Origin of the sequence: Acinetobacter sp. NPDC052428 (assembly GCF_044547685.1) — a bacterium.
Classification (GTDB): Bacteria; Pseudomonadota; Gammaproteobacteria; order Pseudomonadales; family Moraxellaceae; genus Acinetobacter; species Acinetobacter lwoffii_G.
This window is the reverse complement of the sequence record NZ_JBIUAT010000001.1, coordinates 249,808-263,930: the sequence shown is the minus strand read 5'-3', so window position 1 is coordinate 263,930 and position 14,123 is coordinate 249,808. Positions and strand designations below refer to the sequence as shown.

The window sequence follows — 14,123 nt, the reverse complement described above, 5'->3', positions numbered from 1 at the left end:
AAATGTTTAAATTTCTAGCTGGATTCGGGTCAATCGTTCGTTCGTTGTGGATGGTGTTCAGCCACGCAACACGTAAACGTGACACCATTTTATATCCGGAAGTGCCGGCCGAAGAAATCGTGCCACCACGCTTCCGTGGTCGTATCGTATTGACACGCGACCCTGATGGCGAAGAACGCTGTGTGGCATGTAACCTGTGTGCGGTTGCCTGTCCGGTAGGCTGTATTTCACTACAAAAAGCAGAACGTGAAGATGGTCGCTGGTATCCGGAATTTTTCCGTATCAACTTCTCGCGTTGTATTTTCTGCGGTATGTGTGAAGAAGCGTGTCCAACCACTGCGATTCAGATGACCCCGGACTTCGAGCTTGGCGAATATGTTCGTCAGGACTTGGTCTATGAAAAAGAACACCTGCTGATTTCTGGTCCTGGTAAATATCCTGATTATAACTTCTACCGTGTAACCGGTATGGCAGTTGCAGGCAAGGACAAAGGTCAAGCACAGCGTGAAAGTGCACCTGTTGATGTACGGAGTCTATTACCATGATGTGGCCATTTTATTTAATGGCCCTCGTGGCCATTGTCTCTACGGTTCGCGTGGTCACTAACGCGAATCCGGTACATGCTTTATTAAGTCTGATCGTGTCATTGCTTGCAGTCGCAGGCATGTTCCTGATCGTGGGTGCACCATTCGCTGGTGCGCTGGAAGTGATTGTTTATGCGGGCGCGATCATGGTGTTGTTCGTGTTCGTAGTGATGATGCTGAACCTGGGTGAGCAGACCGTTGAACAAGAACGCAAATGGTTGACCTCATCGGCTTGGGCTTATCCGGCGTTGATGAGCTTCCTGATCGGTTTGGTGCTGGTATGGGTATTAAACTCTGATTACACACAAGCTTCACTGTTAATGGGTACAGAAATGGTGGGCCCGAAAGCAGTGGGTCAAGCACTCTTTACGCAATACTTGTTGTTGGTTGAAGTTGCCGCGATGTTATTGCTTGCTGCCTTGGTAGCTGCATTCCATTTGGGTAAACGTGAACCAGATGCAGAAGAGGAAAAAGAATAATGGGCAACATCCCTTTAGAGCATGGTTTGATCGTTGCATCTATTCTCTTTGCACTGGGTTTTTACGGTGTAATGGTGCGACGCAACCTACTATTTATTTTAATGAGCCTTGAAATCATGATGAACGCTGCTGCTTTAGCGTTCGTCTTGGCGGGCAGTGCATGGGCACAGCCAGATGGTCAGATCATGTTTATCCTGATCCTGACGCTTGCTGCGGCAGAGGCTTGTATTGGTCTTGCGATCGTCCTTCAGTTCTATCATCGCTTCCATCACCTGGATGTGGATGCTGCTAGTGAGATGCGCGGATGAGTTATTTATATCTAACAATTTTATTTCCGCTCATTGGTTTTGTCCTGTTAGCGGCGGGGCGCAACAAGCTTCCGGAATCTGTTGCAGCGATGATTGGTGTGGGTGCAGTCGGTTTATCTGCACTGTTCGCACTGATTGCAGGTATGGACTTTGTGAATAATGGTTCAACTGCAGTAGTACAACATCTTTGGACTTGGTTCAGTGTTGGCAGTTTTGCTCCGGGCATCAGCTTGCAGCTGGATGGCTTGTCTTTATTGATGCTGGGCATGGTCACTGGTGTGGGTTTCTTAATTCACATCTTTGCATCATGGTATATGCGCGGTGAAGAAGACTTTGCACGTTTCTTCTCTTACTTCAACCTGTTCGTTGCCAGCATGTTATTGCTGGTATTGGGTGACAACCTGGCGTTGTTATTCTTGGGTTGGGAAGGCGTAGGTCTGTGTTCATACCTGTTGATCGGTTATTACTACCAGAACCCGGCAAACGGTCTGGCGGCAATCAAGGCATTTACTGTGACCCGTATTGGTGACGTATTCCTGCTGATTGCCATGTTCCTGATCTTCCAGCAATTCGGTACCTTGAACATTCAGTACATCGTCGAAAATGCGGCGACTGTAATGACGCAAAGTTCTTCATTGACCATCTGGACAGCATTGTTATTCTTCTTGGGTGCGGCGGGTAAATCTGCACAGATCCCGTTACAAACATGGTTAGCCGATGCGATGGCAGGTCCAACACCTGTTTCTGCATTGATCCATGCTGCAACGATGGTAACAGCGGGTGTTTACCTGTGCTGCCGTCTATTCGCAGTCTTTGAACTTGCACCAGAAGTGATGGTATTTATTTCGATCACAGGTGCGGTGACCTTGCTTGTGGCTGGTTTTGCTGCACTGGTTCAAACCGACATCAAACGTATTCTGGCATACTCAACCATGAGTCAGCTCGGTTATATGTTTATGGCGGTAGGTGCTGAAGCATACCAGGCAGGTCTGTTCCATATGCTGACTCACGCATTCTTCAAGGCATTATTGTTCTTGTCGTCTGGTGCGGTGATTCTGGCTTACCATCACGAACAAAACATCTTCAAGATGGGCGGTCTGTTCTACAAGAACAAATTCCTGTTTGCATGTTTCGCGATTGGTGGCGGTGCATTGGCAGCGATTCCATTCCTAACGATTGGTTTCTTCTCAAAAGATGCGATTCTTGCTGCAGTCTGGACGCAAAGTCATATTGCTGGTTTACCAGTGTATAACACGCTGTACTGGGTGGGTGTTGCAGGTGCATTCTTAACGTCTATTTATACATTCCGTTTAATCTGGGTTGTATTCTTCGGCAAAGAAAACACGCCTTATCATGAAATCAAAGGTGCAACTTACTGGGCGCCACTGGCGATTCTTGCTGTACTTTCAACAGGTCTGGCGATCGTACTAAAAGCACCGGTAATGAGTATTCTGGATGCTGCACAAATTCCAGCCTTCATTATTCCTGAAGCGCTTGAAGCAGGTGCACATGGTGCTGAATACATCGCAATTGCTGTTGCTTTGACAGGTCTTGCAGTGGGTGTAGTACTGTTCGCTTTTGCTTACAATGCAGTCAAACGTTTTGCAGCCACTTCTGTAGGTGCTGGCCTGGTCAACATCTGCCGTAATGCATTAGGTTTCGATACGCTGTATGACCTCATTTTCGTGAAGCCATATTTAATGTTCGCAAAGATCTTTGGTCGTGATCCTATTGATGGCCTATGGCTGGTACTTCCTGCACTTGTTAAAGGTGGTCACAGCTTTACAAGTTCACGTCAAACCGGTTCACTGCGTGAATATGCATCTAGTATGGGGCTCGGTGTCGTTGTCCTACTGATGATCTTGATCGTGATTCAGGTCGTGGGGAAATAAAATGGAAGCTCCAAACAATATTATTTTGCCGGCTCTGATCCTCATTCCGTTCATTGCAGGTTTCATATGCTGGTTGGTCGATAAACTCGACCAACACTTGCCGCGTTATATCGCGCTGATCGGTATGCTGGTGACCTTGGTCTTGACCATCGTCCTTTGGCAGACTGGTACTTACAACTATGAATTAGGCGGTGCTACACCTTCGTGGGCTGCCGAATTCAAATTGCCTTGGATTCAAACCCTGGGCATTAACATTCACTTAGCAGTGGATGGTTTATCACTTCTTATGGTTGGCTTGACTGCACTCCTGGGTGTATTGGCAGTAGGCTGTTCATGGGGCGAGATTCAAAAGAACGTTGGTTTCTTCCACTTGAACCTTTTATGGTCTTTAGGTGGTGTCATCGGTGTGTTTCTGGCGATTGACTTATTCCTGTTCTTCTTCTTCTGGGAGATGATGCTGGTGCCGATCTACTTCCTGATTGCCCTTTGGGGTCATAAAGGGGCAGAGGGCAAGTCACGTGTTTATGCAGCTAACAAGTTCTTCATTTACACGCAGGTTGCCGGTTTGGTGATGCTGATTGGTATCCTTGGTCTGGTGACTGTGGGCTATACCATGACGGGTGAAATCCGTTTCGACTATAACTATCTATTAGGTGTGGCGAATACGCTTGATGCTCAGGCGCCAGCGGTGGCTTATGCATTCATGATCTGTTTATTCATCGGTTTTGCGGTAAAACTTCCAGTTTTCCCATTACACGGCTGGTTACCAGATGCGCATGCGCAAGCACCAACAGCGGGTTCTGTCGATCTTGCAGGTATCTTGATTAAGACTGCGGCGTACGGTTTATTACGTTTCGTGATTCCGTTCTTCCCGGCAGCGTCTGCACAGTTTGCAGACTTCGCAATCATTCTTGGTTTAATCGGTATTTTCTACGGTGCTTGGTGTGCTTTCCAGCAAACCGACATGAAACGCCTGTTGGCTTATACCTCTATTTCACACATGGGCTTCGTTTTACTTGCGATCTACGCAGGTAACATCCTGACCTTCCAAGGTCTGATGATCATGATGTTGGCACATGGTATTTCATCTGCTGCACTGTTCATTATGTGTGGTCAGGTATATGAGCGTGTGCATACGCGTGATATGCGTTTGATGGGTGGTATGCGTGGTCAATTCCCGTATCTTGCATTCTTCCTGATGTTCTTCGTTGCGGCGTTGGTGGGTATTCCAGGTCTAGGTAACTTCATTGGTGAGTTCCTGATCCTGATGGGTGCTTATGCGAAATTTCCGGCGTTTACCATTCTTGCGGCAATCAGCTTGGTATTTGCGGGTTTGTACGGTTTGATCCTGATTCACAAAGCCCTGTTTGGTGTACCAAATGAAGCACAACAGCAGCACTATACAAATCCATTAAAAGATCTAAATGCACGTGAAATCGCATTATTGTTGATCTGTGCGTTTGGTCTACTTTGGCTTGGTCTATATCCACAAAGCTTCCTTGACGTTTCTAACTCAAGCATGGCGTGGTTAGCGAATAGCTACATTCCAGTTCAAGAAGTGGTTGAAGTTGCTGATCAAGTAACGACTCAACTTGAAAATGTGGAGATCCAATAAGCCATGAACTTCACAATATCTTTTTCTGAGCTTATGCCTCTAGCACCTGTGATGATCGTGTCGTTAACTGCGATCGTCGTGATGTTGCTGACCGCAATCAAGCGTAACCATAACTTGGTGGCTACCACCACGGTGATTGGTTTAAACCTTGCTGCGTTCTATATCATTTTCGTTTTGTTGGCAGGCGTGTTTGCACCTGCCAACGTGATGAATCTGTTCATCGTAGATCCATTTACGATGCTGTACCAGTTTGTGATCCTGATTGCTGCACTTGCATGTGCAACGCTATCTCACGCGTATATCGAAACCTATAAAGATAACCGTGAAGAGCTGTATATCCTGATGCTGACATCCGTTGCGGGTGCCATGCTAATGGTAGCTAGCTCACACTATGCATCATTCTTTATTAGCCTTGAGTTAATGTCGATTCCTGTATATGGCTTGTTGGCATATACACATCAACGTTCTCAATCGCTTGAAGCGGGTGTGAAATATCTGGTGCTTTCAGCAACTGCGTCTGCAATGCTGCTCATGGGTATGGCATATATTTATGCATATACAGGTACTTTAAGTTTCGTTGCTGAACCAGGCAAACTGTTTACCGTATTCAGTCAACCGGCTGTGGTGATTGGTCTGGCTTTAATTGTATTTGCTGTGGCATTTAAATTATCGCTTGCACCATTCCACAAATGGACACCAGACGTATACGCTGGTGCACCAGCGCCAATCGCGACTTTCCTTGCGACAGTTGCAAAAGTGGCGATGATTGGTCTTTTTGTTCGTTATGCATTGTCTTCAGGTTTAATTTTGGCAGACAGCTTCGTCACCATCATTTCGATTATTGCGGTTCTGTCTATCCTTGCAGGTAACTTGCTGGCGGTTCGCCAGGTGAACTTGAAACGTATCTTGGCATACTCTTCAATTGCACACTTTGGTTATTTGCTGGTTGCCATCGTAAGTTCACGTAATACGGATTTCTTACAGGTTCAAGGTTTCGCGACTTTTGAAAGTGTAAACGTCTACGTGATTACCTATGTATTAACCACGATCGGTGCGTTCGGTGTTGTTACGCTGATGTCTAGTCCGTATAACAATACGGATGAAGCGGGTAGTCTGGCTGAATACCGTGGTCTGTTCTGGCGCCGTCCAGTATTGACTGCTGTATTGACGGTGATGATGCTGTCTCTTGCAGGTATTCCTTTAACTGCCGGCTTTATCGGTAAGTTCCTGGTAATTAAAACTGCGGTTGCAGGCGAAGCCTGGTTCCTGACTGCGATGGTTATCTTGGGTTCTGGTATCGGTTTGTATTACTACCTGCGCGTAATGGTTGTACTTTACATGACACCACCTGAAACACCACGTCTAGATGCGGTGAATCATTGGGGTCAAAAAGTCGGCGGTATCATGGTACTTCTTGCTGCGCTTGCGGTACTTGTGATCGGTATCTACCCAGATCCGGTGATTGCAGTATCTAAATATGCATTCTTTGCCATGTCACCTGAATTGCAACAGTTCATTTTCACTTTGGTTCAAAGTGGTTTTAACTAATATCTGCAAAGATTGACGTTATTACAAAAAAGCCTCCATGATTGGGGGCTTTTTTATTTATACAAATCAATAAAAGCCTTTATAATAGCGGAAATTTATCTTTAACCTTTTAGGTGTTCTCCCGTGGCAATCCATGAAATCCGTCATCCACTCATTCGACATAAGCTTGGTTTACTCCGTCGTGCAGATATCAGTACCAAGAATTTCCGTGAGTTAGCTCAAGAAGTGACCATGCTTCTGACTTATGAAGCAACTAAAGACCTGCCAATGGTTGAACATGATATTGATGGCTGGAATGGTGCTGTTACAGTTGATCGTATTGCGGGTAAAAAAATCACGGTTGTGCCAATTCTACGTGCCGGTATTGGCATGCTTGACGGTTTCCTGAACCTGATTCCAAGTGCGAAAGTATCGGTACTTGGTTTAGAGCGTGATGAAGAAACTCTGGAAGCACGTACCTATTATAAAAAACTGGTTCCAGACGTACAAAACCGTATCGCAATGATCATTGATCCAATGTTGGCGACCGGTTCTTCTTTAGTGGCTGCAATTGATGTACTGAAAGCCAGCGGCTGTAAAGATATTCGTGTGATGGTTCTAGTTGCTGCACCAGAAGGCATTAAGCGTGTAGAAGCTACGCATCCGGATGTTGTGATTTTTACTGCTTCTATCGATAATGGCTTAAATGAAAATGGTTATATCGTTCCAGGTCTTGGCGATGCTGGGGATAAAATCTTTGGTTCAGTTCAAAAAGACTAATTTTTGAATATGATGAAAAAAGGGGCTACTACAGCCTCTTTTTTATATAATGTAGACAGGGCATTTTCAGGATAGGACAATAGCATGAAAGATGAATTGTATCAGGGCAAAATCAAACAGTATGACCCTGCCAAAGGTTTCGGTTTCATTGGCTGCGCTGAGGGAGATGTCTTCTTCCATATTTCAGACTTCCCTGCGGCAGAAGGCGAGCCAAAACGCAATGAACGCGTGAAATTTAATGTTGTTGAAAATGGCGATAAGTACAAAGCGATCAAGATTGAACGTGTCGAAGACAACTCAAAGAAAGCTAAAAAAACCAAAGTAGCAACACACAATAAATCAATTACATCGGCATTGTTAAATAACTTCCGTGGTTAATGGATTATTCTCATACTTAATCTTTTTTAATCACATTTAAAAAGAGGCTTTCGAGCCTCTTTTTTTATAGCACCACCGCTTACATATTTAAAGAGACAGATAACACATAAAAAATCCACCGAACAGCAACAATGCTGAATATTTCCTTGGGCTTAGAATACAAATTAAATGAAGTCTATAGAGAAAAGTGTCATGTTTAGGGATGGAAAAATTAAAACTTACGATTCCGAACGTGGTATGGGTACTTTGGAGTTGGTAGGGGAAGCTCAAGAGTTAAGTTTCAAGTTACAGGATTTACCTTCGCCTGAAATTGAGCCACAAATTGGAGAGCGGCTTAAATTTAGAATCATTCCCCAACAAGGCAGCATGACATTAGACAACATGGTACGTCTAGATATTAAAGTGCAGGATGAATTTGTGCCAGAAGTCGTCGCCTTGCAATCCTTGGCACCCACAGTCGCTGTTCCTGTACGTAATTCACTTTTCTTTAGTCCGACCCTATGGCTGGCAATGGCATCAGCTGTTGGCTTTATGATTTTTGGTGAAGTATAAATAAAAAAGAAATTTTAATTTTTTACTTTTAACTAGGGATCTATTCTTCCGCCATAAGATGCACATCTAGTTTTTGTGTTTCTGCTTTAGAGAATTTTACAAAAGATTTTCATTCTCTTTTTGATTACAATGATAAAAAATATTAAAGATAAGAGCGAATTATGTTTCAAGAGGGGAAAATCAAAACCTATAACGAAGATCGTGGTTTTGGTTTTATTCAGATCGAAGGACAATCTAAAGATTTATTTTTTCACGTCAAAGACTTTCCCAATAAAAATATTCCGCCAAGAATTGGGGAAAAATTAAAGTTTTTAATTGTAGAAGAGAATGGAAAGTTTAAGGCGGACCATATTGTTCGCTTGGATGTTAAAGCAACGATGCCTGTTTCGCAGAATAATGATCTACATAGAGATATTGAAACCAGAGCTTCTCCACGTTATGAAAAGAAAAAATCATCAACTACATCAAAAATAATCACAATATCAGGACTGGTGATTCTTGTGATTCTTGCTGCTCTTGTTTATAACAAATACCAAAGCTACCAAGTTCAAAAACAGCAAAAGCTTGAAGGACTGATGGTAGAGCAGCAACGAATTGTCGCTGAGCAGCGAGCAGCGCAAGGTGATCTACCTATGCAAGGATTATCTGAGCAGGGCAGGAAGAACCTGGAAAATCGTGGTGCTGAGTTAAGAATCCAAAGTAACCCCGTTAATATAAAAACTTCAGCAACGGCTTCGCCATCTGTATCTCAATTTAAATGTGATGGTCGTACACGTTGTCCTCAAATGAATTCCTATGAAGAAGCGGTGTTCTTTATTAGAAATTGTTCAGGTACGAAAATGGATGGTGATGGTGATGGTATTCCATGTGAGGATCAATTTGGATATCGTCGATAAATAAAAAAGCACCTTAAGGTGCTTTTCATATTTTAGCTTTCACAAAAATTCATAAAGGCTCTCAGACCTGGACCCTGATATTTCTGGCGATGTACCAGCATAAACAGAGGACGAGTCAGCGACCAGAATGGTGTATCCAGAATTATCAATTGACCTTTTTCACGTAAAGGCTCAATCGCAAGTTTGGAAATACAGGACATGCCGATTCCGCCCGCTACAATTTTCAAAATGGCTTCATTATGACCGAGTGTCAGACGGATATTGGCATCCGGCACATCTTTTAAGATGGCATTGTCAAACACCTCACGGGTACCTGAACCTTCTTCACGCAAAATCCATTCTACAGATTTGAAATCTTCAGCGGTTAGTTCACGGTTTAATTGCGCAAGGGGGTGGTCTGGTGCACAGCACACAGCCAGCTCATCATCACGCCAATGGATACATTGGAGCTGTGGCAAATGACATGAACCTTCAATTAAGGCAAGATCCAGCTGGAACTGATTCACCGCTTCAATCATTTGACGGGTATTACCGACTTGAAGCTGTAAATGTGCTTGCGGCTTGATTTTCAAGAAATCGGCCATTAGGTCAGGAATCAGGTAATCTGAAATCGTCAGGGTTGCACCTAAACGTAAATCGATACTTTGAAGCTCACCTTTAGCGACTTGTTCAAAAGATTCACAACGACCTAAAATTTCCAGGGCTTGAGGGAGAAGAAAGCGCCCCAGGTCATTCAGCTGTAAACGTTTGCCTAGACGGTCAAATAGTGGAGCACCCAGACCATCTTCCAGATCTGCTAAAGCCATACTAGCCGCACTTTGTGTAAGCTTGACGGCATCGCTAGCCTTCGTTACGGTACCCTCTTGTGCCACTGCTACAAAAACAGCCAATTGGCGTAAAGTCATGCGCATGAGTAGAGCCTTAACATTTAAAAAATATTAATAAATTATGTTGCCATGCTACCATGAGCATAGTCTTTCATGCCACGTTGAAATCATGTCAATTGAAAAATTTACCCGAGAAAAAGTTTTATCTGTACACCGTTGGACCAATACATTATTTAGTTTTACGATGACACGCCCGGCACATTTCAAATTCACGGCAGGGCAGTTTGCGCGTATTGGTTTGCAAGTGGGGGATGAACTGGTGGTTCGTGCCTATTCGGTAGTGTCATCTCCTTTTGATGAAACTCTGGAGTTTTTCTCGATTGTCGTTCCAGAAGGTAAATTTACCTCCAATTTACAGCACCTCAAAGTCGGGGATGAGCTGCATCTGGAAAAAATTCCTTATGGTTATCTGACTCTGGCACGTTATCAATTGCCTTTGCCTAAAGATCTATGGTTACTGGGTACCGGTACGGGGCTGGCACCGTTTATTTGCATGTTGCAAGACTTTGAAACCTGGAGCAAATACGAAAAAATTAATCTGGTTTATAGTGTACGCACCCGGGCAGAACTCGCTTATGTAGACCGGATTCAAGAAATCGCTGAAACCTTTGGCGAAGGACATACTGGTTTTAAATTTATCCCGATTATTACCCGTGAACCCGATGCACCTTTACACGACCGTTTACCGATTTTGATTGCCAATGGTGAGCTGGAAAAGGCAGCAGGTATCGCGTTTAATCCGGAAACGACGCATGTCATGCTTTGTGGTAACCCGGATATGGTCGATGATACCAAAGAAGCCTTAAAAGCTCGTGGCCTGACCATGAACCGTCGTGGTGAAGGAAATATTGCGGTCGAGAATTACTGGTAAGGTTGAAGGATTTATGAGCAAAACCCCCTGCTTGAAGGCAATGCGGTTCCTTTAACAGGAGCGGCATTGTGATCTAAGGGATAACGGTTTTTTAACATTTTGACTCTCCGAAGCCTTGTAGGCCTCTCTAAAACAAACTACCTATCCCTGTCTAAGTTCCGACAGCCCAGCCGGATAATGCTCTTGTCCCCAGTGCTGATCGGTCTGGTGAAATAGCCACTCCACAGAATCTGCACCAAGATGTTTACGTGTATTGGTTAGACTAATGCGCGTCAGCAAGTCATAAGAGGCTAACCACTGAGTGCAAATATTGAGTCTTCTTGCTGCTTCATGGATGAGGACATCACGGAAAATCGCCATTCCAAGAACCAGCCAAAGTACCTGATCCGCAGGCAAGCACCGCCTGCGAATAGTCGCGGAACTGCTCAACCTGAGTGTGGACTTGACCCACTTAACGGTGATATTGTGAATAAAAGTACTCAGATTCGAGAGCTTAAACAGATTTTTAAGATCTAAAATATCCTGCTGAAATACCATAAAAAATCCGATGCCAAACCTGACATCGGATTCCCTAATAAATTCCAAAATGATTCAAATGCTTAAGTAAAAAGCATTGCCCATTGCGGAGGTTTTTTCGATTCAAGCTTAATGCACAAACATATCCATGGATTCACGGATTTCCTGAATGGCGGTTTCGACATCGGGGCTGAGCCAAGTCGGTTCAAAGAATCCGGCATAGTGCTCAATACGGTCTGCAGGCACCACCAGACGCACCGGACAGTCTTCTTCCAATAAGCGCCATGGAATAATCGGCACTTCATTATCCAGCCATGCCGTTACATCTCGAATATCGATAATCATCGCATTGACACAGTCCGGAAAAGGCATCACGGAAAATTCTTCGGTACGACGACGGAAATATTCCAGATCCTGCCAGCGAAGCAGGAAGCTTGGCTTGCTAAATTCAATAATTCCAATCAGATGCTGATCACGGCTGTAGTGCAGCGTACATTGATGTGTGACGTCAGTATCAAGATCAAGCGATACACTTTGTTGACGATACGCCATATAACTCGGGTGTATAAATGAGAAGGTGGATAATTATAACGCATTTCATCGCTGAAAGGCAGCGTCTCAACTGTCTTCACTAAAGCCTGCGGAACTGGTATGGCTTATGTATATCTTCAGGGAACAACGATAAAACAACGAGGTTGCTATGTCAGAATCAAAAAGTGTGATTGATACCAGTGTGACTGACACAGCAGTACAAGAAGATTATTTTTCCTTACGTCAGCTCAAGAAAGGCGCCGTCGGTTGGCTGCTTCTCGTCGGTCTGGGGATAGCTTACGTGATTTCCGATGACTTTGCTGGCTGGAATTTTGGTCTGGCACAGGCGGGTTGGTGAGGCATGTTTATTGCGACCATTGTGGTGGCATTGCGTGGATCAACAGACCCTGGAAGCGCGTGCCTACGCCGTGGCGCGTAAGTTTAATCCCTTGCTGGTCAATACTGTAGTCGGCTTTATCGGGCCAGAATATCTGTATAACGGCAAGCAGATTATCCGGGCCGGGCTGGAAGATCATTTCTGTGGCAAGCTGCTCGGTGTGCCAATGGGCTGTGATATTTGCTACACCAATCATGCCGATGCCGATCAGGATATACTGCTGACCTTGCTTGCCAATGCCGGATTGAATTTTATCATGGGTATTCCCGGTTCAGATGATGTGATGCTGAACTATCAGACGACATCCTTTCATGATGCTCTTTATATTCGACAGTTATTAGGACTGAAACCAGCTCCTGAATTTGACCACTGGCTGGAGCAGCAGGGAATTTTGGCGCAACAGTCTAATCAGTTGCACTGGCCGACCGAATTGCCGAAGCAATTTTCACGTCTGATCTTGTCTTGAAGAAGTGCTATGAAACTAATTGCTGATGTGAAATTTGAGTCTCAATTGCAGGATAATCCCTGGCAGAAGTTAAAAGCCTTTACTGATGCACGGATTGCCTTAGGTCGAACTGGGGGCAGCTTGCCGACTCGACCAAGTCTGGAATTTCAACTGGCGCATGCCCAGGCCAAAGATGCGGTACTGAAGCCACTTGATATCAAAGCCTTAAAATCAGATTTGAGTAAAACCGGACTGCCCATTCTGGAAATTGAAAGCCAAGCGGTAGAGAAAGATCTTTATCTTAAACGTCCCGATCTTGGGCGTGTGCTTTCAGAACAGTCCAAAACGATATTGCAGCAATACCGGGCCGAACATCAGCAACATTGGGATGTAGCCATTGTGCTGGGAGATGGACTATCAGCACGTGCCATTGAGGAAAATAGCCTGCATTTTATTCCGGCCTTGCTAGAGGCATGCAAAGAACAAGGCTGGCAGATTGCCCCCTTAGTGATTGCCCGTGGCAGTCGTGTGGCACTGGGTGATGAATTGGCAGAAATTTTACAGGCGAAAATGCTGGTCATGCTAATTGGCGAACGGCCGGGTTTGAGCTCACCCGATAGTATGGGAATTTATTACACTTATAATGCTTTTAAAGGGTGTCATGATGCCTTGCGCAACTGTATTTCCAATGTCCATTCTGCGGGCTTGGCCTATCCACTAGCTATCCAGCGACTGGTCGCATTGATGCGTAAATCCTGTGAGTTACAGCTTTCAGGGGTGCAGTTGAAAGATGAACACGAAACCCCAGTCGATATGCAACATAGTCCAGCCAAACGGCTATTTTAAAGTAGCATCTAGCAGAGAATTCTGATGGATTAGTGACTTACATCCCGTCACCATCTCACCATGTTTTGTCACAGAAGCCCTATTCACAGCTTGTTATTCTAAAAATCTACTTATGAATAACAAAGAGTGAGGATGGTTATGGTCGATGATTTCAATAAAAAACCACCTTTAAATCATCAGGCAGACGTGACGCAGAAAAAGCGTATCCCTGTTTATATCTTGATTTTGGTCGGTATTTTTTTACTCGCACTACTGTTCTATATGTTTGCTGACATGAATCCAGATGCGAATGATGCTCCTGCAGGACATCCAAATCCGAATGTACAGCCTGCTACCCCAAATAATTCAACTCCAGTCGGTGAGCCTACACAAGGCACCGCCACCATGAATGATGGAACGGAAGCTACAGCAACCGTGGGTGATGGCACAGAAGCAACAGCAACTGCGACTGATGGACAGGCGACTCAATAACTGAAAATACCTGAAAAGCTCTAGTGAACCACTGGGGCTTTTTTGCAATGGATGGTGATGTTTTAAGGTAGTGCCATCTACCTGGCTTGAGCCTGAAAACATCAAATCTAATATGAATCCGGAAAAAGAAGGGGCTGATTGTTTCAGG

15 protein-coding genes and 3 pseudogenes are annotated in these 14,123 nt (G+C 44.6%); 15 read left to right on the top strand and 3 right to left on the bottom strand.

What is annotated here, in order from left to right:
* The first annotated feature begins 2 nt into the window (after positions 1–2).
* The 10 genes from nuoI to ACIG3F_RS01260 all read left to right on the top strand — a co-directional run bounded on the left by nuoI (position 3) and on the right by ACIG3F_RS01260 (position 9,011).
* Positions 3–545, top strand: a complete 543-nt coding sequence (gene nuoI, locus ACIG3F_RS01305) for an NADH-quinone oxidoreductase subunit NuoI (protein ID WP_004280771.1) — start codon at positions 3–5, stop codon at positions 543–545.
* On the top strand, positions 545–1,063 hold the full coding sequence (gene nuoJ, locus ACIG3F_RS01300; RefSeq protein WP_191112892.1) for an NADH-quinone oxidoreductase subunit J: 519 nt from the start codon (positions 545–547) through the stop codon (positions 1,061–1,063). The genes nuoI and nuoJ overlap by 1 nt, the downstream gene beginning before the upstream one ends.
* Positions 1,063–1,371, top strand: a complete 309-nt coding sequence (gene nuoK / locus ACIG3F_RS01295) for an NADH-quinone oxidoreductase subunit NuoK (protein ID WP_004280769.1) — start codon at positions 1,063–1,065, stop codon at positions 1,369–1,371. Before nuoJ ends, nuoK begins: the two co-directional genes overlap by 1 nt.
* Entirely contained in the window at positions 1,368–3,263 is a 1,896-nt protein-coding gene (nuoL, locus tag ACIG3F_RS01290) for an NADH-quinone oxidoreductase subunit L (protein WP_396469042.1), read from the top strand. Before nuoK ends, nuoL begins: the two co-directional genes overlap by 4 nt.
* Position 3,264: 1 nt before the next feature.
* A complete protein-coding gene (gene nuoM / locus ACIG3F_RS01285; RefSeq protein ID WP_004280767.1) occupies positions 3,265–4,878 on the top strand; it encodes an NADH-quinone oxidoreductase subunit M in 1,614 nt (537 codons plus the stop codon).
* Between the two features lie 3 nt (positions 4,879–4,881).
* Positions 4,882–6,426, top strand: coding sequence for an NADH-quinone oxidoreductase subunit NuoN (nuoN, locus tag ACIG3F_RS01280; RefSeq protein WP_396469040.1), 1,545 nt, complete (start codon positions 4,882–4,884; stop codon positions 6,424–6,426).
* A gap of 123 nt (positions 6,427–6,549) precedes the next feature.
* Positions 6,550–7,185, top strand: a complete 636-nt coding sequence (upp, locus tag ACIG3F_RS01275) for a uracil phosphoribosyltransferase (RefSeq protein WP_004280765.1) — start codon at positions 6,550–6,552, stop codon at positions 7,183–7,185.
* Positions 7,186–7,269: 84 nt separating this feature from the next.
* Positions 7,270–7,563, top strand: a complete 294-nt coding sequence (locus ACIG3F_RS01270; protein WP_004732065.1) for a cold shock domain-containing protein — start codon at positions 7,270–7,272, stop codon at positions 7,561–7,563.
* A 192-nt stretch (positions 7,564–7,755) separates the two neighbouring features.
* Positions 7,756–8,115: a hypothetical protein gene (locus ACIG3F_RS01265; RefSeq protein WP_191112556.1), complete on the top strand. Its 360-nt coding sequence runs from the start codon at positions 7,756–7,758 to the stop codon at positions 8,113–8,115.
* Positions 8,116–8,276: 161 nt separating this feature from the next.
* Positions 8,277–9,011 carry a cold shock domain-containing protein gene (locus ACIG3F_RS01260; protein ID WP_396469037.1) on the top strand — a complete coding sequence of 245 codons (735 nt, stop codon included), beginning with the start codon at positions 8,277–8,279 and terminating at the stop codon, positions 9,009–9,011.
* A 32-nt stretch (positions 9,012–9,043) separates the two neighbouring features.
* Here ACIG3F_RS01260 and gigC read toward each other — a convergent pair whose 3' ends face one another.
* Positions 9,044–9,922 (bottom strand): LysR family transcriptional regulator GigC, encoded by an 879-nt coding sequence (gene gigC, locus ACIG3F_RS01255; RefSeq protein ID WP_396469035.1) that lies wholly within the window; start codon positions 9,920–9,922, stop codon positions 9,044–9,046.
* 85 nt (positions 9,923–10,007) lie between these two features.
* Here gigC and ACIG3F_RS01250 point away from each other — a divergent pair, with 85 nt between their 5' ends.
* A complete protein-coding gene (locus ACIG3F_RS01250; RefSeq protein WP_004280760.1) occupies positions 10,008–10,769 on the top strand; it encodes a ferredoxin--NADP reductase in 762 nt (253 codons plus the stop codon).
* Between the two features lie 174 nt (positions 10,770–10,943).
* Here the strand turns inward: ACIG3F_RS01250 and ACIG3F_RS01245 are convergent.
* Both ACIG3F_RS01245 and ACIG3F_RS01240 read right to left on the bottom strand, forming a co-directional pair.
* A pseudogene (locus tag ACIG3F_RS01245) lies at positions 10,944–11,306 on the bottom strand (transposase domain-containing protein); the annotation flags it as partial.
* 108 nt (positions 11,307–11,414) lie between these two features.
* On the bottom strand, positions 11,415–11,837 hold the full coding sequence (locus ACIG3F_RS01240; protein WP_004280758.1) for a hypothetical protein: 423 nt from the start codon (positions 11,835–11,837) through the stop codon (positions 11,415–11,417).
* Between the two features lie 148 nt (positions 11,838–11,985).
* On the opposite strand from ACIG3F_RS01240, the pseudogene ACIG3F_RS01235 reads away from it, so the two are divergent.
* The 4 genes and pseudogenes from ACIG3F_RS01235 to ACIG3F_RS01220 all read left to right on the top strand — a co-directional run.
* A pseudogene (locus ACIG3F_RS01235) lies at positions 11,986–12,171 on the top strand (ethanolamine permease); the annotation flags it as partial.
* 31 nt (positions 12,172–12,202) lie between these two features.
* Positions 12,203–12,679: pseudogene (gene eutB / locus ACIG3F_RS01230) on the top strand (ethanolamine ammonia-lyase subunit EutB); the annotation flags it as partial.
* A gap of 9 nt (positions 12,680–12,688) precedes the next feature.
* Positions 12,689–13,504, top strand: a complete 816-nt coding sequence (gene eutC, locus ACIG3F_RS01225) for an ethanolamine ammonia-lyase subunit EutC (protein ID WP_396469032.1) — start codon at positions 12,689–12,691, stop codon at positions 13,502–13,504.
* A gap of 138 nt (positions 13,505–13,642) precedes the next feature.
* On the top strand, positions 13,643–13,975 hold the full coding sequence (locus ACIG3F_RS01220) for a hypothetical protein (RefSeq protein ID WP_005106219.1): 333 nt from the start codon (positions 13,643–13,645) through the stop codon (positions 13,973–13,975).
* The last annotated feature ends 148 nt before the right edge of the window (positions 13,976–14,123 follow it).